General features: G+C 71.5%; 17 protein-coding genes. 3 read left to right on the top strand and 14 right to left on the bottom strand.

Annotated elements, in window-relative coordinates; all coding sequences use genetic code 11:
• Positions 1–38: 38 nt before the first annotated feature.
• The 5 genes from ACFV9W_RS21365 to ACFV9W_RS21345 form a co-directional block, all read right to left on the bottom strand.
• Positions 39–2,267, bottom strand: a complete 2,229-nt coding sequence (locus tag ACFV9W_RS21365) for a molybdopterin cofactor-binding domain-containing protein (RefSeq protein ID WP_385763126.1) — start codon at positions 2,265–2,267, stop codon at positions 39–41.
• 81 nt (positions 2,268–2,348) lie between these two features.
• Entirely contained in the window at positions 2,349–3,068 is a 720-nt protein-coding gene (locus ACFV9W_RS21360; protein WP_385763124.1) for a GntR family transcriptional regulator, read from the bottom strand.
• Positions 3,069–3,080: 12 nt separating this feature from the next.
• Positions 3,081–4,580: a nucleobase:cation symporter-2 family protein gene (locus tag ACFV9W_RS21355; protein ID WP_385763122.1), complete on the bottom strand. Its 1,500-nt coding sequence runs from the start codon at positions 4,578–4,580 to the stop codon at positions 3,081–3,083.
• Between the two features lie 380 nt (positions 4,581–4,960).
• Positions 4,961–6,364, bottom strand: a complete 1,404-nt coding sequence (locus ACFV9W_RS21350) for an amidohydrolase family protein (RefSeq protein WP_385763120.1) — start codon at positions 6,362–6,364, stop codon at positions 4,961–4,963.
• Positions 6,365–6,495: 131 nt separating this feature from the next.
• Positions 6,496–7,662, bottom strand: a complete 1,167-nt coding sequence (locus ACFV9W_RS21345) for a glycoside hydrolase family 6 protein (protein ID WP_385763196.1) — start codon at positions 7,660–7,662, stop codon at positions 6,496–6,498.
• Between the two features lie 119 nt (positions 7,663–7,781).
• Between ACFV9W_RS21345 and ACFV9W_RS21340 the strand changes: the two genes are divergently transcribed.
• Both ACFV9W_RS21340 and ACFV9W_RS21335 read left to right on the top strand, forming a co-directional pair.
• On the top strand, positions 7,782–8,495 hold the full coding sequence (locus tag ACFV9W_RS21340; RefSeq protein WP_385763118.1) for a DUF5995 family protein: 714 nt from the start codon (positions 7,782–7,784) through the stop codon (positions 8,493–8,495).
• Between the two features lie 82 nt (positions 8,496–8,577).
• The gene (locus tag ACFV9W_RS21335) at positions 8,578–9,513 is read left to right on the top strand and encodes an LLM class F420-dependent oxidoreductase (protein ID WP_385763116.1); all 936 of its coding nucleotides are present in this window, start codon (positions 8,578–8,580) and stop codon (positions 9,511–9,513) included.
• A 13-nt stretch (positions 9,514–9,526) separates the two neighbouring features.
• Here the strand turns inward: ACFV9W_RS21335 and ACFV9W_RS21330 are convergent, their stop codons facing one another.
• From ACFV9W_RS21330 to rpe, 8 genes are all read right to left on the bottom strand, one after another.
• A complete protein-coding gene (locus tag ACFV9W_RS21330) occupies positions 9,527–11,230 on the bottom strand; it encodes a flavin monoamine oxidase family protein (protein WP_385763114.1) in 1,704 nt (567 codons plus the stop codon).
• Between the two features lie 78 nt (positions 11,231–11,308).
• Entirely contained in the window at positions 11,309–12,100 is a 792-nt protein-coding gene (locus ACFV9W_RS21325) for a carbon-nitrogen hydrolase family protein (protein ID WP_385763112.1), read from the bottom strand.
• Positions 12,101–12,269: 169 nt separating this feature from the next.
• Complete coding sequence (locus tag ACFV9W_RS21320) at positions 12,270–12,722, bottom strand: Lrp/AsnC family transcriptional regulator (RefSeq protein ID WP_385763110.1); 453 nt, start codon at positions 12,720–12,722, stop codon at positions 12,270–12,272.
• A gap of 10 nt (positions 12,723–12,732) precedes the next feature.
• The gene (locus ACFV9W_RS21315) at positions 12,733–14,214 is read right to left on the bottom strand and encodes an amino acid permease (RefSeq protein WP_385763109.1); all 1,482 of its coding nucleotides are present in this window, start codon (positions 14,212–14,214) and stop codon (positions 12,733–12,735) included.
• Positions 14,215–14,543: 329 nt separating this feature from the next.
• Positions 14,544–15,986, bottom strand: coding sequence for a GuaB1 family IMP dehydrogenase-related protein (locus tag ACFV9W_RS21310; RefSeq protein ID WP_385763107.1), 1,443 nt, complete (start codon positions 15,984–15,986; stop codon positions 14,544–14,546).
• Positions 15,987–16,125: 139 nt separating this feature from the next.
• Positions 16,126–16,407, bottom strand: coding sequence for a barstar family protein (locus ACFV9W_RS21305; protein WP_385763105.1), 282 nt, complete (start codon positions 16,405–16,407; stop codon positions 16,126–16,128).
• An 88-nt stretch (positions 16,408–16,495) separates the two neighbouring features.
• Positions 16,496–17,479, bottom strand: a complete 984-nt coding sequence (locus ACFV9W_RS21300) for a sugar-binding transcriptional regulator (RefSeq protein WP_385763194.1) — start codon at positions 17,477–17,479, stop codon at positions 16,496–16,498.
• A gap of 222 nt (positions 17,480–17,701) precedes the next feature.
• Positions 17,702–18,388: a ribulose-phosphate 3-epimerase gene (rpe, locus tag ACFV9W_RS21295; protein WP_385763103.1), complete on the bottom strand. Its 687-nt coding sequence runs from the start codon at positions 18,386–18,388 to the stop codon at positions 17,702–17,704.
• Positions 18,389–18,549: 161 nt separating this feature from the next.
• Between rpe and ACFV9W_RS21290 the strand changes: the two genes are divergently transcribed.
• On the top strand, positions 18,550–20,718 hold the full coding sequence (locus ACFV9W_RS21290) for an MMPL family transporter (protein ID WP_385763101.1): 2,169 nt from the start codon (positions 18,550–18,552) through the stop codon (positions 20,716–20,718).
• Positions 20,719–20,775: 57 nt separating this feature from the next.
• Here ACFV9W_RS21290 and ACFV9W_RS21285 read toward each other — a convergent pair whose 3' ends face one another.
• Positions 20,776–22,206, bottom strand: a complete 1,431-nt coding sequence (locus ACFV9W_RS21285) for an RsmB/NOP family class I SAM-dependent RNA methyltransferase (RefSeq protein ID WP_385763099.1) — start codon at positions 22,204–22,206, stop codon at positions 20,776–20,778.
• Positions 22,207–22,234 lie beyond the last annotated feature (28 nt).

The following is a 22,234-nucleotide window of genomic DNA, read 5'->3' as shown; positions in this document are numbered from 1 at the left end:
TGTGGTGGACCGTTTGGGGACCCAGGGCAGGGCCCGCCTCACCTCCCTTCTGCTGCGACGACGATGTGTTCCGGCCGCACCGGCACCTTCGCCAGCTCCAGTCCCGTCGCGGCACGCAAGGCGTTCGCGATCGCCGGAGTCGACGACAAAGTGGGCGGCTCACCGACGCCGTTGAGGCCGTACGGCGAATCCGGGTGCGGAAGTTCCAGAAGCTCAATGGGCACGTGCGGCATGTCGGCGATGGTCGGGATCAGGTAGTCCGTGAACGACGGGTTGCGCAGCCGCCCCGCCTCCACGCGCAGTTCCTCCATCACCGCGAGGCCGAGTCCCTGTGCGCTGCCGCCCTCGATCTGGCCCGCCACGGCAAGGGGATTCATCGCTTTGCCGACGTCCTGGGCCGTCGCCAGCTCGACGACCTTCACGAGCCCCAGTTCCGTGTCCACGTCCACGACCGCCCGGTGCGCGGCGAACGCGAACGCGATGTGCGCGTCGCCCTGCCCGCGTTCGTCGTCGACGGGGAACGTGCGGCGGTGCGCGTACTCGTACTCGGCCTCCAACGGGCCGACCTCGGTGAGCAGTTCGGCCAGCGGCCGGTCGTTCCCCAGCTCCGTGATCCGCTCGCGCAGCGCCTTGCACGCGCCCTGCACCGCTCCCCCGCTCATCCAGGTGATGCGCGACGCCGAGGACGATCCGGCATCGCCCACCCGCGTATCGGCAGGGAGCACCACCACCCGCTCGACGCCCAGCTCCGTCCGTACGATCTGCGTCTGTACGGTGACGATGCCCTGGCCGCACTCGGCGGCCGCGGTGTGCACTTCGGCGACGGGTTCGCCGCCGTTCAGGACGAGCCGTACTCGGGCGATCGACCGGTCGTCGACGCCGCCGGAGAAGCCGATGGCCTTGACCCCGATGGCGTACCCGACCCCACGCCGGATGCCCTCCCCACGACTGGTGTTGTTCAGCCCGCCCGGGTTCCCGAACGCCCCCTCCCCCACCCCCGGAAGAGGCCGCGCCCGCAAGCGCTCCAGCAGCTCCGCCGCCGGCGCGGGGCCGTCCACGGCCTGTCCGGTCGGCAGCACCGTCCCGGTCGTCATGGCGTTCCGGATCCTCAACTCGACTGGATTTACGCCGAGTTCGCCCGCGAGCTTGTCGAGATTCGACTCGACGCCGAAGCCGCGCATCGCGCCGCAGGGCGGGTTGTTGGTGAAGACGGACCAGCCGTCGATCTCGGCGTGCGGCACGTCGTAGGCGCCGGCCGCGAAGTACGAGCCGTTGGCGATGACGACCTGCGAGGTGGAGGTGTAGGCGCCGCCGTCGAAGAGCAGCCTGGCCCTGACGAACACGATCCGGCCCTCGCGCGTCGCCCCGTGCTCGAACCACATGCGCGCGGGGTGGCGGTGCACATGGCCGTAGAAGGACTCCTCGCGGTTGTAGCTCATCTTCACCGGACGGCCGGTGCGCAGGGCGAGCATCGCCGCGTGGATCTGCACGGACACGTCCTCGCGCCCGCCGAACGCGCCGCCCACGCCGGACATCGTGAGCCGTACCTTGTCCGGCGGCAGGCCGAGCGCGGCGCACATCTGGTGCTGGTCGTCGTGCAGCCACTGCGTCGACACGTAGACATCGACGCCGCCGTCCTCCGCGGGGATCGCGAGCCCCGACTCGGGGCCGAGGAAGGCCTGGTCCTGCATGCCGACCTCGTACGTGCCGCTGACGATCACGTCGGCCTCGGCGCGCGCCGCCGCGACGTCGCCGTGGCGGATGCGGACGTGCCGGACGACGTTGCCGTGCTTGCCGTCGACGCGCTCGGTGTGGACCAGCGGGCCCGTGCCCCGTACGGCCTCCTCGGGGTCGGTGAGCGCGGACCGCTCCTCGTACGCGACGTCGATGAGCGCCAGCGCCCTGCGGGCCGTCTCGGGGTGGTCGGCGGCGACGAGCGCCACCGGCTCCCCCTGGTAGCGGACCCGGTCGGCGGCGAGGACCGGCTGGTCGGGGACCTTCATGCCGTACGTCGCCCGCCCGGGGACGTCCTCGTGGGTGAGCACCGCCAGCACCCCGGGCAGCCGCAGCGCCGCGCTCGTGTCGAGCCGGACGATGCGGGCGCTCGGGTGCGGCGAGCGCAGGGTCGCGCCCCACACCATGCCCTCGGCCCGCAGGTCGGAGGAGTAGGCGAAGTCGCCCTTGACCTTGAGTCGGCCGTCGGGTCGTGCGGTGCTGGCGCCGACGCCGTCACGGACAGCGGTGGCGGTGCCGGTTGCGGTGCTCACGGTCGTTCACTTCCCTTCTGGCTTGCGCTGAACGGGAGTTGATCGTGCGAACGTGGTGCGTTGCTCCAGGCGGTGACGGCGCTATTCGACGGGGCGTACGCGGCCGGGCTCTGCGGTGTCCGAGGGCCCCGGCGCGACCGCCTGCGAGAGGCGGATGCGGAGCTTGCGGATGTGGTCGCGGGCCGCGAGGTCGGCGGCGTCCGGGTCGCCCGAAGTCATCGCCTCGAAGATCCGGCGGTGCTCGGCGACGGCGAGCCGCGGCGCCTCCTGGCCGCGCCACAGCTGGTGCAGCGCGAGGTGGGCGCGGCCCTGGATGGTGTCGAGGGCAGCGGTCAGGTGCGGGTTGTCGGCCACCTCGCGGATCATCCGGTGGTACGCCATGTCCATCTCGATGTGGGTGCGCTCGTCGACCCCGGTGCCGACCTCCCGCTCATGGCGCTCAAGGAGGTCGCGCAGTTCGGCGAGGCGGGAGGCGTCGAGCCGCTCGGTGGCGAGGCGGGCGGCGAGGCCCTCCATCACCTCACGGACGACGTACAACTGCCGGACGTCCTCCACGTCGACCGTGGCGACCACGGCCCCTTTGTGCGGGACGTGCGTGGCCAGGCCGTCGTGGATGAGGCGCTGGACCGCCTCGCGCACTGGGCTGCGGCTGATGCTCAGCTGTGCGGCGAGGGCGGGCACGGAGAGGGCGTCGCCGGGGCGCAGCCGGTTCGCCAGGACGGCGCCCTTCAGCTCCTCGTACGCCCGGTCCGCCAGGAGGCTGCCGGCCGCGACCGGATTGACCGCACGCTCTGCGCTCATCCCAACTCCCCCTCACTGCTTGCCCGTTGGAGATACATGTTGCATGTAATGTTCGGGCGCGTCAATGGATCCGGCGTCCTTCGACGGCTCCTCCCGGTCCTTGTGCCGTTTTCCGAAGGGCAGGCGCAGGTGGTGGAAGAAGAGGTTGAGGAACACCGCCGTGAGCGTGCCGAGGATGATGCCGCTCTCGAAGAGCGCGTGCAGCTGCCGCCCCGGCATCTGCTCGGCGAACTGCGGGAACGCGGTGGGCAGGAAGCCCACGCCGACGCTCGCGGCGACGAGGATGGTGTTGCGCTGGTCGGTCAGGTCGGCCTGGAAGAGGATCTGCACGCCGACGACGGCGATGGTCGAGAACAGCACGATGGTCGCGCCGCCGAGCACCGAGGCCGGCATCGCGGCCACGACCGCCCCCACCTTCGGTACGAGCCCGAGCACCATCATGATCACGCCGGACGACGCGACGATCCACCGGGACTTGACCCTGGTCAGCCGGATCAGGCCGATGTTCTGCGAATAGACCGTGCTGGGAAAGGAGTTGAGGACCCCGGCGACCGCCGTGGCCAGGCCGTCCGCCCGCAGGGCGCGCGTCACGTGCTTGCCCTCGACCTCGCGGTCCACGATCTCGCCGACGGCGAAGAACTGCCCGATGGACTCGACCGCGATGATGATCATGACCAGGAATATGGAGAGCACCGCGACGACGTCGAACCGGGGCGCCCCGTAGTGCAGCGGCGCCGCCGTGCCCAGCCAGGGCGTGGAGGCGATCCCGGAGAAGTCGGCGAACCCGGTGAACGCGGCCACGACCGTGCCGATGAACAGGCCGACCAGGACCGCCACCGTCGCGAGGAAACCGCGCGAGAGCTTGTGCAGCAGCAGGATGACGACGAGCGTGACGGCGGCGAGCCCCAGATGCGCCGGCGAACCGAACGAGCCCTGGCTCGGGTCTCCCCCGCCCACCTGCCGCGCGGCGACGGCGAGCAGCGTGATCCCCACGATGGTCACGATCGTGCCGGTGACCAGCGGCGGGAAGAACCGCACCAGCCTGCTGAAGACGGGTGCCACGACGAACAGGGCGAGCCCCGCCGCGATCACCGCCCCGAACACGGTCGGCAGGCCCGCCTTCGCCCCGCCCGCCGCGAGCCCCACGGACACCAGCGAGGGCACCGCCGTGGTGGAGGTGCCCTGCACGACGGGCAGCCTGATGCCGATGCCCGGCAGCCCCGCGGACTGCAGGAGCGTGGCGAGGCCGCAGGTCAGCAGCGAGGCGTTGACGAGCAGGGCGATGTCGTCGCCCTTCATGCCGATGCCCTCGGCGACGAGCAGCGGCATCACGACGGCGCCCGCGTAGAAGGCGAGCACGTGCTGGAACCCGTAGACGACGAGGCGCCACGCGGCGGGCACGGAGTCGACGGCGTCCTTGCGCGGCGCCTCGATGCCGACCCCCGCCGCCTCCACCTCCGCCCCCGCCGCCGTGCCGCCCTGCGTACCGTCCTGAACTTCCTTCTCGGACATGTGCGTTACTCCCTCCACCCGGCGGTCCGGGTGTTGTCTCGTGCGCACTAGGGTTCTTCTGACGGATCAGGCTGGATGCGGGAGGCCGCTTTTTCGGCTCGGGGTAATGGGGCCTCCCCTGCTCGAGCGGAGCCGAGAGCTTGGGGAAGCGTGCAGCTGCAAGGCGGAGGAGGGCGTCAACGCGAAGGGGGCACCTCCCGCCCGAGCCTGGCGGAGCCTGGTTCGAGGGTGGGGGAGTTGGCAACCGACGACAACGCCGCAGATGCGCGTGCCAGGGCCCGCGACTCCAGCAAGATCCGTCAGGAGGGTCCTAGACCGGGGCCGTGGACGGACGGCCGCTACCTGTGGCTGTCAGTGGCTCTCCGTGCTGCCGGTGGCTCTCAGTGCTGCCAGGGGGTGGTCAGCGGGGCGAAGCCGGCCCGGTGGACGAGGCGTTCGGCGCGTTCCTGGGCCTCGGCCAGCAGCGCCTCCTCGTCGACGAGCGTGCAGCGACCGTCCTCGACGACGACGCGGCCGCCGACGACGGTCGTCTCCACGTCGCCGCCGCGCGCGGAGTAGACGAGCGCGGCCACCGCGCGGTGCAGCGGGCGCAGGTGGGGGCGGTCGAGCGCGACCACGGCGAGGTCGGCGGGGGTGCCGGGCGCGAGCACCCCGGCGCCGTTGCCGACGTACCGGCCGCCCTCCCTGGTGGCGAGCTCCAGGGCCTCCTCGCAGCGCGCCACCGCCGGGTCGAGCGTGTCGAGGCGCTGGGCGAACAGGGTCTGCTTCATGACCTCGAACATGTCCTGGCGGTGCCCCGCGCTCGGCCCGTCGGTGCCGAGCGCCACCACGGCCCCGGCCTCGCGCAGCCGCCGCAGCGGCATCACTCCGGAGGCGAGGTACGCGTTGGAGGCCGGGTTGTGGGCGACCGCGGCGCCGCGCTCCCCGACCGCCTTGGTCTCGGCGTCGTCGAGCCAGACGGCGTGCGCGAGGGTGGCGCGCTCGTCGAGGAGGCCTTCCGCGGCGAGCCAGCTCACGGGCCTGATCCCGTACGCGTCGAGGTAGCTCGCCGGGTCCTTGGCGCCCTCGCTGCAGTGCGTGTGCCAGCGGGTGCCGAACTCCCGGGCCAACTCGACGGCTCCGCGCACCAGTTCCTGGTCGCCGTAGCTGAGGTTGAGGGGCGCGGGCCAGATCTCGACGCGGGAGCCGGGCGGCCGGCTGCGCATGCAGTCGCGCGTGATGTCGAGCTCGTCGGCGACCGAGTGGCGGAACAGGCCGTCGGGCAGTCCGCGCGCGGCGGCGACGGCCGTCTTGTGCCCGATCATGCCGCGCGCGACGACGCCCCGCAGCCCAGTCGCCTCAATGGCGTCCGCCACGGAGAGAACCGTTTCGGCATCGGTGGGCGCGTAGTGGTTGTCGACGACCGTGGTGATGCCGGAGCGCAGCGCCTCCACCGCGCCGAGCGTCGCCGCGATCCGCGCGTCCTCGGGGTCGACCGCGATCGAGTACGGCCACATGAACTCGCACAGCCACGGCCAGATGGCCTTGCCTTCGCCGAGCCCCCTGGCCAGCGCCTGGAACAGGTGGCTGTGCGCGTCCACGAACCCCGGGAGCACGGCCCGGCCCCGGCAGTCCACCACCCGCGCGGCCCGCCACCCGGCCTCGATCTCCGCCGCCGGGCCCACCGCCACGATCCGCTCGCCCGACACCGCGACGGCGCCGGGTTCGTACACGTTCCTCGCGTCGTCCACCGTGACCACGTGGCCACCGGTGAACAGAAGATCGCACTGCCGCACGGATTCCATCGAGCCTCCAGGGTCCAGGGATCTCGGGCATCGGCCATATTTCACATTGCATGCAACATATTCCGGCCACTGGAACTGTCAACCCCTCAAGTACGTACGGGACTTACCGGAGCGGCCGCCCGGTGAGCGCTTCAGTCCGCCAGCTCGTACGCGTAGTCCGCCGTGAAGGTCCCCGGCTCCCCCTTGCACCCGTCCGACTCCCCGGGCAGCTTCACCCACAGATACGCGTCTATGCGGGCCTCCCCGGTGCGCAGCGTCGGGGGCCGGCCCAGTTCGCGGCCGTCGGGGTCGCACCACTCGCCGTCGGCCGGGGCGCCGTTGCCGTTGCGGCTCGTGTCGATGACGGCGCCCAGGCCGCTCGGCCCGCCCAGCGCGGCGAGCACCTTGCGGGCGTACACGATCTCGTCCGGGGTCCGGTGGAAGTTGGAGACGTTCGTGAACACGCCGTCGGACGACGCGGCGGAGGCGGCGCCCGCCGCGCGCAGCCGTGCCGCCTGCGTTCCGGGCGGGTTCCAGGCGGAGTGCCCGGCGTCGTAGTAGACGCGGGCGCGCGGGTTCGCCGACTTCAGGGCCCGGCCCGCGTGCGCCAGCGCCGCGTACCGGTCGGCCTGTCGGCCCTTGGACAGGCATTCGGTCTGGGACAGCGCGTCGGGCTCCAGGATGACGATGACCTCGCGGGAGCCGAGGCCCCGCGCGAAGTTCTCGATCCAGTCGCCGTACGCGTCCAGGTCGGGCGCCCCGCCCTCGGAGTGCCCGCCGCAGTCGCGGTCGGGGACGGCGTACGGAACGAGCACCGGCACCTGTCCGGCGCGCGCACCGGCCGAGGTCACGGCGCGCACCCGTGCCGTGATCGTGGCGGGCGCGTAGTCGGCGAACCAGACGGCGGCCGGGCGGTCCGCTATCCGGGACTCGATGAGCGGGCGGCGCGGGTCGGAGCGGTTGGCCCGCACCCAGTCGAGGACCTGGGAGTCGCCGTACCGGTACAGGTCGTTCGCGGCGGGAGGGGCGCTCGTCGGCTTCGGCCGGGCCGGGGCCGTCTTCTTCGGCTTCGGTTTCGGCTTCGAACTCTTCGTCGGTGACGGTGAGTTGCTCGTCGCCGAAGGGGTCGGCACCGCGGGCAGCGGGCGCAGGCTCGGGGTGGCGCTGGCCGTCGGGCGCGCCTCGTCCGCCGTGCCGCGACCGTCGTCCAGGGCGGAGACGAGGCCCGCCACGGCGCCGACGGCCACCACGGCCGAGGCCGCCGCGGCGAGCGCTCCGCGTAAGACGCCGCGGCGTCGTTCCGCCCGTCGTTCGGCCAGCCGTCGCGCGCGTGAGCCCGACACCGCACCCTCCCCCTTCAGGTCCGCCGTTCCCTCGTTCTGGGGAAGCCCCCGGCCAGCCGACGTCCGCGCAAGGCTACGACTGGGACGCTGCGTTCATGGCGCAGTTGGAGCGGTTCGAACAGGCCCGGATTCCCGCTCAGGGGGTCGACATCGTGATCGCACGGATGCGCGCGCTCGGGGCGGATCTGCCGCCGCGCGACGGCGTGGCCGTCTTCAACCGGGTCTATCTCTCCGTCACGGAGGCGGTCGGCCGGGCCATCGACGGCGACCCCACCGGCGGCTTCGCGGACCGGGGAGCAGCGGCCACGCTGGACGTCCGGTTCGCCGAGCGCTATCTCGTGGCGGTCGACGCGGCGGCCCGCGGCGCGCGCCCGCCCGCCTGCTGGCGGCCCCTGTTCCAGCTCCGCCGGCATCCCGGCGTACGCCCGTTGCAGTTCGCGCTCGCGGGCATCAATGCGCACATCGGGCACGATCTGGCGCTCGCCGTCGTGGACGCGTGTCGCACGCTGGGCTGCGAACCGGATGCCCTGGAGGACGAGTTCGAGCGCGTGGGCGACCTCCTCGTCACGCTGGAGGAACGCATCCGCGAAGAGCTGATGCCGGGCCCCGATCTGCTCCAGGTCGCCGATCCGCTGACCCATCTGCTCGGCGCGTGGAGCCTGGAGCGCGCCCGCGACGGCGCGTGGGGTGCGGCCCGCGCGCTGTGGGCGCTGCGCGACCTGCCGTCCGTGGAGGCCGAGTTCGCGCACCGCCTCGACGCCTCGGTGGGCCTGGTCGGCCGCATGCTGCTCACCCCGCTGCCGGACTGACCCGGTCGGCACGTCGGGAACTTCCGTACCGCATATGGGCGTTGACACGACGACGCGCGCTGTCGAGCGAAGGAGCACGAGCATGGCGACGACCACCCGACTCGGCCTCGGCCTGCCCCAGATGAAGCAGTACGACATCGGCAGGGACGTCCCGGACGTGGCGCGCGCGGCGGAGGCCGTGGGCTACGACAGCCTGTGGGTGTTCGAGCGGGTCCTGTACCCCGAGCCCGCCCGCCAGGGCCTGTACGGGATCCCGGGCCTGCCGTGGCCCGACCAGTACCGCTCGGTCGCCGACCCGTTCGTCGCGCTCACCCTGGCGGCGGCCGCGACGTCCCGCGCCCGGCTCGGCACCAGCGTCCTGGTGGCGCCGCTGCACATCCCGTTCCAACTGGCACGCTCGCTGGCCTCGTTGGACGCGGCGAGCGGGGGCCGCGTCGTCGCGGGGTTCGGCACGGGCTGGTCGCACGACGAGTACGCGGCGGCGGGCGTGGCCCCCTTCGAGCGGCGCGGCAAGGTGCTCGACGAGCTGCTCGACGTGTGCCGCGCGGTGTGGGGCCCGGACCCGGTGGCGTACGAGGGCGAGCTGACGACGATCGCGCCGTCGGTGGTCGGCCCGAAGCCCGCGGGACCGCTGCCGATCCTGCTCCCGGCGAACAGCCCGCGGTCGGCCCGCCGCCTGGTCGACAAGGCGGACGGCTGGATGCCCGCGGCGATGGGCGCGGAGAAACTGAAGCAGCAGTGGGCCGACCTCCAGGCCCTCGCCGAGGAGCGCGGCCGCACCGCTCCCCTCCGGACGGTGCTGCGCGCCAACGCGAACCACACGCGCGATCCGTACACCGGCGAGGACCGCAGGCCGTTCCACGGCAGCGTCGACCAGATCGTCGAGGACCTGGTCGCGCACGACGAGGTGGGCCTGGAGGAGATCCTGCTCGAACTCCAGGGCCAGGCCCGCGACGCCCAGGAGCTCAAGGACGTCGCGGCGGAGGTGTACGAGAAGGCGCGCGCGGCGGGCGTCTGACCCCTCTGAGCGTCTAGTCCTCCGGGAGCTCCACCGGCGCGATCTCCTCGAACACGTCGCCCGGGCCGGGGTTCGACGCGTCCGTGCTGCCGCCCAGGTGGTGCATGACGCCCCACACGGCGTTCAGCGCGGTCTGCACGGCACCCTCGGCCCAGCCGGCCGTCCACGAGATGTCGTCGCCGGCGAGGAAGATGCCGCGCCGGTCCTCGGGCAGCGTCTCCTGCATGAAGTGCGTGAACAGGCGGCGCTGGTAGCGGTAGTGGCCCGGCAGGTTCGCCTTGAACGCGCCCATGAAGTACGGCTCGTTCTCCCAGGACACGGTCACCGGGTTGCCGATGATGTGCTTGCGGATGTCGACCTTGGGATAGATCTCGCCGAGCGACTTCAGCATCACTTCGAGGCGCTCGTTGGCCGACAGCGGCAGCCACTTCAGGCTGTCGTCGCACCAGGTGTAGGAGAGGCAGATCGTGGCGGGCTTGTCCGGACCGTCGTCCAGCAGGTACGTGCCGCGCGTCATCCGGTCCGTGAGCGTCATCGACATGACGTCACGGCCGGTGTCCTCGTCCTTGTCGAGCCAGAACGGCCGGTCCACCGGCACGAACAGCTTGCTGGACTCCATGTAGTGCGTGCGCTCGATCGCCGTCCAGTGGTCGATCGGGAAGAGCGAGTCGTCGCAGTCGACCTTGGACAGCAGCATCCACGACTGGGCCGTGAAGATGGCGGCCTTGTACGTGCGGATGTCGCCGTCGGCGTCCGTGACGGTGATGTGGTTCCCGGCGGTGCGGGACAGCCGGGTGACGGCCGGGCGCGGCTTGCCGTCCGCGTGCAGGCTGGACAGCGAGGTGCCGGGCGCCCAGTGCACGATCTTCTGCGGCTCGCGCTCCCACAGGCGCAGCGGCAGCTGCTGCGAGCCGCCCTCGATGCCGCGGTGGTGGTCGTCGGCCTCGGTGTAGACGACGCGCAGGATCTCCAGGATGGAGTTCGGGAAGTCGGTGTCCCAGCCGCCGGTGCCGAAGCCGACCTGGCCGAAGATCTCGCGGTGCCGGAAGGACTTGAACGCCTCGGACTCGCAGAGGAAGCCGTAGAAGGTCTGGTTGTCGAGCTTCTCGACGAGCTTGCCCCAGATCTCGCGGATGCGCGGCACGTCGCGCTCGCGCATCGCCTGGTTCATGTCGGAGAAGTCGGCGCCCTCGTCGAGGCACTTGTTCCAGGCCTCGGCGACGTCGCGGTAGACCTGCGGCAGGTCGGCGATCGTCTCGGCGTAGTGGGACTCGCCCTTGAGGTCGACGACGGTCGAGGGCGTGGCCTCGGACAGCGGGTTGGGGAACGCCCTGGTCTTGAGGCCGACCATGTCGATGTAGTGCTGCAGCGCCGTGGACGACGGCGGGAAGCGCATCGCGCCCATCTCGGCGGTCAGACCGGAGGCCTGCGGCGGGGTGCCCTCGAAGCCGACCGTGCGCAGCCGGCCGCCGATCTGGTCGGCCTCGTACACGACGGGCGTGAGGCCCATCTTCATCAGCTCGTACGCGGCGACGATGCCGGACAGACCGCCGCCGATGACCGCGACCTCCGTGCCGTGCTCGGTCGCGGGTATCTGGCCGAGGCCCGCCGGGTGGGCGAGGAAGTCGTCGTACGCGTACGGGAAGTCCGGCCCGAACATCGTGATGGGCGGCTGGCCCTCGGTGTGCTGGGCGGCGGTGGGCACCGTGGACGTCATGGGGTGCGGACTCCTTGCGGGGTACTGAAGTGCTGGGCAGGAAGCGGGAGTTGAGGCAGGGCCGGGGGGGGCGGGGCCTCAGGAGGTGAGCGGGCCGTACAGGGACGGGCGGCGGTCGCTCAGATACGGGTTGGCCGCGCGGGAGGCGGCGAGGAAGTCGGGGTCGGCGTCGGCGAACACCAGCTCCTCGCCGCGGCCCGCGCGGGCGCGAGCCACCCCGTCGGGCCCCGCGAGCGTGGAGAGCCCGACGAACTCGAACTCGCCCTCGGGGCCGACCCGGTTGACGTACGCGACGTACAGCTGGTTCTCGAAGGCGCGCACCGGCACGACCGATTCGGCGACGAACTGGAAGGGGTGCATCTGCGCCGTCGGCACGAGCAGCAGGTCGGTGCCGGCGAGGGCGTGGGCCCGTACGTTCTCCGGGAACTCGACGTCGTAGCAGATCATCAGGCCGACCCGCAGACCGTTCACCTCGGCCTGCACGACGGGCTGCTCGCCGGGCGTGAACTGCTCGCGCTCGAAGCAGCCGAAGAGGTGCGTCTTGCGGTAGTTCGTGAGGCGGGCGCCTTCGGCGGAGATCAGCTGTACGGCGTTGTAGACCGTCTCGCCGTCCCGCTCGGGGTAGCCGTAGGCGACGGCGAGGCCGTGCCGGTGGGCGATCTCCGCGACGGCGTCGGCGGAGTCCCCGTCGGCGGACTCGGCGAGCCGGGCCACGTCGTCGCCGATCGCGTACCCGGTCAGGAACATCTCCGAGGTCACGAGGATGCCGGCGCCCGCCGCGGCGGCCCGGCCCGCGGCCGCGTCGAGAACCTTGAGGTTCGCGGTGGTGGAGCCGGGGTGTCCTGAGCTCTGGAGCAGGGCGGTGCGCATGGGTGTCCTCAACCGGTACGGGGCGGGGTTCGGGGTCACCAAAAAGCTACGGGGACCCGCCACCGCGGACAAGAAGCACCTGTTGCACGCTGCCGAGCTGTTCGTTGCGTGATTTTCGCGCGGAACGGCGATTCGTTGCGCGAGGCCGTGCGCAGGCGTGGGATTCCCGCTAGGCGGGCGAACCCGAGGTGAAGCGCCGCATCAGCGGCGACAGGACCAGCACGGATTTCGTCCGCTCGACGAAGGGCTCCCCCGCGATCCGCTCCAGGACCCGCTCGAAGTGCCGCATGTCGGAGGCGAAGATCTGGACGAGCGCGTCCGCGTCCCCGGTGACGGTGGACGCGGACACGACCTCTGGATAACGCTCCAGGCCCCGCCGGATCGCCTCCGGCGAGGTGTTGGAGCGGCAGTACATCTCGATGAACCCCTCGGTCTCCCAGCCGAGCGCGGCCGGGTCGACGCGCACCGTGAACCCGGTGATCGCGCCGGTGGCCCGCAGCCGGTCCACGCGGCGTTTCACGGCGGGCGCGGACAGGCCGACCAGCTGGCCGATGTCCGCGTAGGAGCGGCGGGCGTCCTCGGCGAGGGCGTGCACGATGCGTTCGTCGAGATCGTTCAGCAAGGCAGGAGGTTCACTTTTCTGCGTCTACGAGGCCTGTGTCAGAGGCGGCCAGGCGGGAGCGGCGCATCCCGTAACTGAAGTAGAACACGAGACCGACGGCCATCCAGACACCGAAGACGATCCAGGTGATAGCGGACAGGCTGCCCATCATCCACACGCAGAACGCGAAGCCCGCGATCGGCAGGACCGGCGAGAGCGGCACGCGGAAGGTGCGCTTCATGTCGGGGCGGGTCCGGCGCAGGATGATCACGGCGATGTTGACCAGGGCGAACGCGAAGAGCGTGCCGATGCTGGTGGCGTCGGCGAGCTGGCCGAGCGGGACGGCGGCCGCGAGGATGCCGCAGAACAGGGAGACGATGATCGTGTTGGCGCGCGGCGCCCCGGTCTTCGGGTGCACCTTGGCGAAGCTCTTGGGCACGAGGCCGTCGCGGGACATCGCGAAGAGCACACGGGTCTGGCCGTATAGCACGGTGAGCACGACGGACGCGATGGCGATGACGGCACCGGCGGCGAGCACCGTGCCCCAGAACGGCTGCCCTGTGACGTCCTTCATGATCGCGGCGAGCGTCGCCTCGGAGTCCGTGAAGTCCGTCCAGCGACGGGCGCCGACGGCGACGGCGGCCACGAGGACGTACAGCGCGGTGACGATGATCAGCGACAGCATGATGGCGCGGGGCAGGTCGCGCTGCGGGTTCTTCGCCTCCTCGCCGGCGGTGGAGGCGGCGTCGAAGCCGATGTACGAGAAGAAGAGCGTGGCACCGGCGGCGCTGACGCCCGCCATGCCGAGCGGCATGAAGTCCTCGTAGTTGCCGGACTTGAAGCCCATGAAGCCGATGGCGCAGAAGAGGATCAGGGCCGCGATCTTCACGGCGACCATGATGGTGTTGGCGCGCGCGGACTCCTTGGCGCCGCCCAGCAGGAACACCATGGCGAGCAGCACCACGATGAGCGCGGGCAGGTTGAAGATTCCGCCGTCACCGGGCGGCGCGGACAGCGCGGCCGGGATGGTGACGCCTATCGTCCCGTCGAGCAGCTCGTTGAGGTACTCGCCCCAGCCGACGGCGACCGCGGCGACCGAGACGCCGTACTCCAGGACCAGGCACCAGCCGCAGACCCAGGCGAGAAGTTCGCCCATCGTTGCGTACGCATACGAGTAGGAGGATCCGGCGACCGGGATCGTGCCGGCCAGCTCGGCGTACGAGAGCGCCGAGAAGAGCGCCGTGAGGCCGGCGATCACGAAGGACAGCGTGACGGCGGGACCGGCCTTCGGAACGGCCTCGCCGAGCACCACGAAGATGCCGGTGCCGAGCGTGGCACCGATGCTGATCATGGTGAGCTGCCAGAGCCCGAGGGAGCGCCGCAGCGATCCGCCTTCTCCCTGGCCGCCCTCCGCGACCAGCAGGTCCACCGGCTTGCGCCGCATGAGGCGGGCGCCGAACCCCACGGGCGTGGGGGCTTGCGGGGTGCGCGGTGGTGCGCCGTGATCGAGCACGGACTGGCTCCTTGATCGCTGCCGGGTGGGGTTGACCGCAGCGAGGGGGACGCGGCGGAGCACACCCGGAAAACGGGTCCCGCCGAGCAGGCCGAACCCCCGCCACGCAACGTACAGCGGATGACTCTAGAGGAGTTCTGTTCTCAGGTGTAATGCAGCAACCTTGCGCAGTCGCGCATGATCGTTGCGCTACGTTCCGAGGATCGAACGATCGTTGCGCGCGACCTTTCGTCCATTGCGCGCGGATTGGCCGAATACGACAAAACCCCGCGCCCCTCCGGAGAGGGACGCGGGGTTCGCGACGGGGTCGCGCCGGGGTCTGGGTGGGGTCAGCTCCAGCTGGCGTGCAGCGGCTTGCCCTCGGCGTAACCGGCGGCGGACTGGATGCCGATGGTGGCGCGCTGCTCGAACTCGGCGAGCGAGTTGGCACCGGCGTACGTGCACGAGGAGCGGACGCCCGCGATGACCGAGTCGATCAGGTCCTCGACGCCCGGACGCTCCGGGTCGAGGAACATCCGCGAGGTGGAGATGCCCTCCTCGAAGAGCGCCTTGCGGGCGCGGTCGTAGGAGGACTCGTCGCTCGTCCGGTTCTTCACGGCGCGCGCGGAGGCCATGCCGAAGGACTCCTTGTAGGCGCGGCCCTTGGCGTCGTGCTGGAGGTCGCCCGGGGACTCGTAGGTGCCCGCGAACCAGGAACCGATCATCACGTTCGACGCGCCGGCGGCGAGCGCCATGGCGACGTCGCGCGGGTGCCGGACGCCACCGTCGGCCCACACGTGCTTGCCGTACTTCTTGGCCTCGGCGGCGCACTCCAGGACGGCGGAGAACTGCGGACGGCCGACGCCGGTCATCATGCGCGTGGTGCACATGGCGCCGGGTCCGACACCGACCTTGATGATGTCGGCGCCGGCCTCGATGAGGTCCTTGACGCCCTCGGCGGCCACGATGTTGCCCGCGACGATCGGCACCTGCGGGTCGAGCGCGCGGACCTTCTTGATCGCCTCGATCATCGACTCCTGGTGGCCGTGGGCCGTGTCGATGACGAGCGTGTCGGCACCGGCGTCGAGCAGCTGCTTGGCCTTGCCCGCGACGTCGCCGTTGATGCCGACGGCGGCGGCGATGCGCAGCTTGCCGTTGGCGTCGGTGGCCGGGGTGTAGAGGGTGGCACGGAGCGCGCCCGTACGCGTCAGGATGCCCGCCAGCCTGCCGTCCTTGTCCACGGCCGGGGCGTAGCGGCGGTTGGCGCCGTCGAGCTTGTTGAAGGCGTCGCGCGGGTCGATGTCCGCGTCGAGCAGCAGCAGGTCCTTGGACATGACCTCGGACAGCTGCGTGAAGCGGTCGACGCCGGTCAGGTCCTGGTCGGTGACGACGCCGACGGGCCGCTGCTCGCCGTCGACGACGACACCGGCGTTGTGCGCGCGCTTGTTGAGCAGCGCGAGGGCGTCCGCGACGGTCTGCGTCGGCGCGAGGACGATCGGGGTGTCGAGCACCAGGTGGCGCGTCTTGACCCAGCCGATGACCTCGGTGACGACGTCGATCGGAATGTCCTGCGGAATGACGACGAGCCCGCCACGACGGGCGACGGTCTCGGCCATGCGGCGCCCGGCGATCGCGGTCATGTTGGCGACGACCAGCGGAATCGTGGTGCCCGTACCGTCCGGCGACGAAAGGTCCACGGCCTGCCGGGAGCCGACGGCGCTCCGGCTCGGCACCATGAAGACGTCGTCGTACGTCAGGTCGTACGCGGGCTTGATGTCATTGAGGAAACGCACGTGCGGACATCCCAGTCGGTAGAAGGGGGTCCCCGGAAGTCTGCTCCCGGGGCACAAAGCACGTACTTCATTTTCCCATGCCGCTCGCAGGCGCGTCTTCGGGCCGAACGTCCCAAGGTCAGGGGGCCGGCCTGGATGATCATCCAAGTTCGAGGCGGATCCGCGCGGCCGACGCCTGTGCGAACACCTCACGGGCGATCGCCCACTGCTCCGGGTGGGCAGCCTCGAAGGCGGCCCACCCGGTCACGACAACGGCGAGCGCCTCGCCCTCGGGGGCCTCGGGCAGTTGCCCGGGGTCGCCGAGGGCGTCGGCGAGGGCGTCCCAGTTCCGCCCGAACCACGACGGCAGTTCGAGCGCGGCGGCACACCGCTCCATGAACCCGTCCTTGTCGACCACGCCCTGAAGATCAACCCGCCGCACGCCCACCGATCCTCCAAATCAAGCCCCGCCGGCGATTGAGGCGCGGGGTCCGGGGCAGAGCCCCGAGACGTCAACCCCGCCTCCGGCCTCACACCCCGTCCGGATCCGCCCGCTGCAGCGCCGGCTTCGGCGCCGACCCGGCCGCCAGCAAGAAGTCCGCCGCGGCCGTATCCGTGACCAGGCTGGTCACGAGGCCCGACCGCAGTACCGCGTCAATGGCGGCAGCCTTCCGCTGGCCGCCCGCGATGGCCACGACCTCCGGAATCCGCCGAAGCCGGTCCGCCTCGACGGTGATGCACCGCTCCCCGAGGTCACGCCCGACCCGACGCCCCTGCGCGTCGAACAGGTGCGCCGACATCTCCGCCGCGACACCGAGGGACGCGTAGTGCGCACGCTCCTCGTCGCTGAGCATGTCGTGCACGGTCGAGATGCCCGGCTCCCAAGAGCCGATGGACACGCACGCGACGGTGACCTTGTCGAAGTACTCGAAGGCGCGGGCGATCCCCGTCTGGTTGCGCAGCGCCGCCGCCGTCGCGGCGTCCGGCAGCAGCATCGGCGCGTAGATGGGGTGCGCGTCGCCGCCGGACACCTGCGCCGCACGCCGCACGGCCTCCACGGAGCCGCGCTCCGCGGTCCCCGCGTCGTACACGCCCGTCAACTGCACCACGGTGCACGGCGGAAGCCGGTCGAGGGCGGCCGCCATGTGGATGGTGGAGCGGCCCCACGCGAGGCCGAGCACATCGCCCTCGGTGACCAGCTCGCCCAGCAGATCGGCCGCGACCTCGCCCAGGTTCTCCGGGTCGGGGGACTCGTCGACCTCGGCGGGCGACTCGACCACGACCGCGTGGCGCAGCCCGTAGCGGGCCCGCAGCGCGTCGGAACGCTCGGCGTCCAGCTCGGCAGGGACCCGGATCTCGATGCGTACGAGATCCCGCTCGAGGGCCGTCTCGAGAACCCGCGCCACCTTGAAGCGGCTCACGCCGAACTCCTCGGCGATCTGGATCTTGGACTTGTTCTCGAGGTAGAAGCGACGGGCCATGGCCGCCGCCTGCACCAGCTCCGCGGGTCCCATCCGCAGGGCCGCCCGTCCCGCCGATGATGCGGACACGGCGTTCTCCTCACTTCTCTTACGTCACGAAACTTCTCTTAAGCCATGAAATCGACTGCTGCTCACGAATCGACTCGCGAGTCGACTTTCGGATCGACTGCTGCGCACAACCTGGATACGCCGTTCATCCTTGCAGATCCGACGCGGTTGATCAGCCCCGATGGACGCCGTTCACGAACCCGTGGCTCAGTGGTCGCACGCCCAGGCCGCGGACGCGGTGGCGCCTTCCGCCTGGGTGCGCAGTGCACGTACCGCCTCCGCCGGATCCTTCGCCCCGTAGACCGCCGAACCGGCCACGAAGACGTCGGCGCCCGCCTCGGCGCACCGCTCGATCGTCGCGGCGGACACTCCGCCGTCGACCTGCAGCCACAGCTCCAGACCGTGCTTTCCGATCAGCTCACGGGTGCGGCGGATCTTGGGCAGCATGATGTCCAGGAACGCCTGCCCGCCGAATCCCGGCTCAACCGTCATGATCAGCAGCATGTCGAGCTCGGGGAGCAGATCCTCGTACGGCTCGATCGGCGTCGCCGGCTTCAGGGCCATCGACGCGCGGGCGCCCTTGGCGCGGATCTCGCGCGCGAGGCGGACGGGGGCGGCTGCCGCCTCCGCGTGGAAGGTGACGGACCCGGCACCCGCTTCGACGTACTGAGGGGCCCAGCGATCGGGGTCCTCGATCATCAGATGGCAGTCCAACGGGGTGTCCGTCGCGCGCGCCAGCGACTCTACGACCGGAACCCCCAGGGTCAGGTTCGGGACGAAGTGGTTGTCCATGACGTCGACATGGAGCCAATCGGCGCCTTCGGCGGCCTTTGCCTCGTCGGCAAGGCGGGCGAAGTCCGCGGACAGGATGCTGGGGTTGATCTGCACGGCCATGCCCCAAGCGTGCCATGCCCCGGGCGCCCGCTCCGCCTCGGTCCGGACCAATACGTGAGACCGATACCGAGCCGTGCCCGCCCATGCCATTCTTGGCGGCTCGCAGGAGGGGCCGGACTGCGGCCCCCAGGAGCACCGCGCACGACGCAGCGGGGGACGCCATGGCGGACGAGCAGAGCACGGTGAGCACGACGCCCGGACGCCGCGGCGTGGCGTGGCTGGTGTGCGGGCGGCGCAGCAAGTGGCTGGTGCTGCTGCTGTGGCTGGTGGTCATCGTCGGTACGGCGCCGCTCGCCCAGAAGCTCACCGACGCCCAGGACAACGACGCGCAGTCCTGGCTGCCCGGCTCCGCGGAGTCCACCCAAGTCCTCGACCTCTCCAAGGACTTCAGGCCGGAGACGATCCCCGCCGTGGTGATCTACGCGCGCGAGGGCGGGCTCACCGTCGCGGACCGGGCCCGGATCGCCAAGGACGTCGCGCAGATCAAGCAGCTGACCGCGCACGGGGTGCGGGGCACGGAGACCCGCGGCCCGCTCCTCGACGAACGCCGCCGGCCGTCTGCGGCCCAGGTCTACGTCCCGATCACGATGGACGCCAAGGGCTGGGAGCGGATCGGGCCCGCGGTGGACTCCGTCAAGGAACTGACCGGCACGTCGGCGGAGGGGCTTCAGGTCCACGTCACCGGGCCCGGCGGCACCTCCGCGGACTTCTCCGAGGCCTTCGAGGGCATCGACTCGACGCTGCTGTTCTCCGCGCTCGGCATCGTCATCGTGATCCTGCTGTTCACGTACCGCAGTCCGTCCCTGCTGCTGGTGCCGGTGCTGAGCGTGGTGGCGGCCCTGTTCACGGCGCAGGCGCTGATCTATCTGCTGGCCGAGCACGCCGGGCTGACGGTGAACGGGCAGAGCGCGGGCATCCTCACCGTCCTCGTGTTCGGCGCGGGGACGGACTACGCGCTGCTACTCGTCGCCCGCTACCGCGAGGAACTGCGCAGGCACGAGGACCGGCACGAGGCGATGGCGCTCGCCCTGCACCGGGCGGGCCCCGCGGTGCTCGCCTCGGGCGCGACGGTCGTGCTGAGCATGCTGGTGCTGCTGACGGCCGAAATGAACTCGACGCGCGGCCTCGGCCCGGTCTCGGCGATCGGCGTCGCCGTCGCCCTGCTCGCGATGCTGACGCTGTTCCCCGCCCTGCTGGTGATCTTCGGCCGCTGGCTGTTCTGGCCCGTGATCCCGCACCTCGGCTCGCCGGAACCCACCGAGCGGGGCGTGTGGGCGCGCACCGGGCGGAAGATCGCGCGCCGCCCGCGCCTGATCTGGATCGCGACGGCGGCGGCGCTCGCGCTGCTCTCCCTCGGCCTGATCCAGCTGAAGGCGGAGGGCATCAGCAACGCCGACTCGTTCACCGACAAACCCGACTCGATCGTGGGACAGGAGGTCTCGGCGGAGTACTTCCCCGCGGGCACCGGCGACCCGCTCGTCATCGTCGCCAACCAGGAGCGGGGCGAACAGGTGCGGCGCGCGGTCGCCACGACGGAGGGCGTCGTACGCGGCAGCATCGGCGTACCGCCGAACACGAAGCCGGCGGCGGACGGCCGGATCCTCTTCGAGGCGACGACGACGGCGCCGTCGGACAGCCAGGCCGCCAAGGACACGGTGGACCGGGTGCGGGCCGCGGTGCACGACGTGGACGGCGCGGAGGCGAAGGTGGGCGGCGGCACGGCGGCCCTCCTCGACATGGACCGGGCGACCACGCACGACAACAAGCTGGTGATCCCGCTGGTCCTGGTGGTCGTCCTGCTGATCCTGGGCCTGCTGCTGCGGGCCCTGGTGGCACCGCTGCTGCTGATCGGGACGGTCGTGCTGTCCTTCGCCGCGGCCCTCGGCATCAGCGCGCTGGCCTTCCGCCACATCTTCGACTACGCGGGCGAGTCGACGGACTTCCCGCTGTTCGTCTTCGTGTTCCTGGTGGCACTCGGCATCGACTACAACATCTTCCTCACGACCCGCATCCGTGAGGAGGCCGCGCGCCAGGGCACACGCCCCGGCGTCGTCACGGGCCTGGCCGCGACCGGCGCGGTGATCACGTCGGCGGGCCTGGTCCTCGCGGGCACCTTCGCGGCCCTCGGCACACTCCCCATGGTCGCCTTCGCCGAAATCGGCTTCGCGGTGGCGGTGGGCGTCCTCCTGGACACGTTCGTGGTCAGGTCGGTGCTGGTGACGTCCTTGTTCCTGGACGTGGGGGCGAAGGTCTGGTGGCCGGACAAACTGAGCCGCGACCTTTCAAGCCCATCCGGCAATCGAGGCCTTGCAAACCCCGCCGGCGATTGAGGCGCGGGGCCCGGGGCAGCGCCCCGCGACCTCAACCCCGGACGACCGCGACACGACTCAGGCCGTACGCCGGATCAACGCCAGATACATCGCATCGGTCCCATGCAGATGCGGCCACAACTGCACATCCGGCCCCTCCCCCAGCGCCGGCACCCCCTCGAACAACGGCCGCGCGTCGACCAGTTCCGCCCCGGCGACCTGCTTCAGCACGTCGTCCACGACCGCCCGCGTCTCCGCTAGATGCGGCGAGCACGTCGCGTACCCCACGACGCCACCCACCCGCACGGACTCGAGTGCCTTGCGCAGCAGCCCCCGCTGCAGCGGACCGAACCCGTCCAGGTCCTCGGGACGCCGCCGCCACCGCGCCTCCGGACGCCGCCGCAGCGCACCAAGTCCCGTACAGGGAACGTCCATCAGGATCCGGTCGAACGTCCCGGGCCCCCACGGCGGCCGCGTGCCGTCCGCGGCGATCACCTGGTACGGACCCGGGTTCCCGGCCAGCGCCTTCGCGACGAGCCCGGCCCGGTGCGGCTGCTTCTCGGAGGCGAGCAGCGTCGCGCCCCGCTCACTCGCGAGCCCGGCCAGCATGGCCGCCTTGCCGCCGGGGCCCGCGCACCCGTCGAGCCACTTCTCGTCGCGCCCCTCGATGGGAGCGTTCGCGAGTGCGATGGCCACCAGCTGGCTTCCCTCGTCCTGCACTCCGGCACGGCCGGACCGCACGATGTCGAACGAGCCCGGCTCACCGCCCTCGGCGAGTCGCACGGCGTACGGCGACCAGCGCCCGGGAAGCCCCGACTCCTCGCCCACCTCGGCGAGTACGGCCTCGGCCGTGGTCCGCCCGGGCCGCGCCACGAGCGTCACCTCGGGCCGCTCGTTGTCGGCCTCGAGCAGGTCCTCGATCCCGGCCCGGCCGCCGCCCAGCGAGTCCCACAGCGCGGAGACGACCCATCGCGGATGCGAATGCACCACGGCCAGATGGTCGTCGGGGTCCTCGTCGTAGGGCGGCGCGACCCGCTCGACCCACGCGTCGAGATCATGCTGCGAGACCTTCCGCAGCACGGCGTTGACGAACTTGGCCCGCCCGTCGCCGAGCACCACACGCGCCAGCTCGACCGACGCGGACACGGCGGCGTGCGTCGGGATGCGCGTACCGAGCAGCTGATGCACACCCAGATTCAGCACGTCGAGAACCGGCGGGTCGACCTCCCGCAGCGGCCGGTCGATGCAGGCCGCCACGATCGCGTCGTACGTCCCCTGCCTGCGCAGCGTCCCGTACACCAGCTCGGTCGCGAGCGCGGCGTCCCGGCCGTCGAAGTCGCCCTTCTCGCGGGCCTTGCGCAGCAGCGGCGGCAGCACGAGGTTCGCGTACGCGTCCCGCTCGTCCACCGCGCGCAGCGCCTCGAAGGCGAGGATGCGCACGGGGTCCTTCTTGGGACGACGGTGGGGCTTGCCGGGCTTACGAGGGGGCCGGCCGGGCTGGTCGCTCAAAGGTGCTCCGCTGCTGGGATCGTACGGG

The sequence above is a fragment of the Streptomyces sp. NPDC059897 genome, assembly GCF_042730865.1.
Lineage (GTDB): Bacteria > Actinomycetota > Actinomycetes > Streptomycetales > Streptomycetaceae > Streptomyces.
The sequence above is the reverse complement of the archived record's forward strand: the minus strand, read 5'-3'. Positions and strand labels throughout refer to the sequence as shown.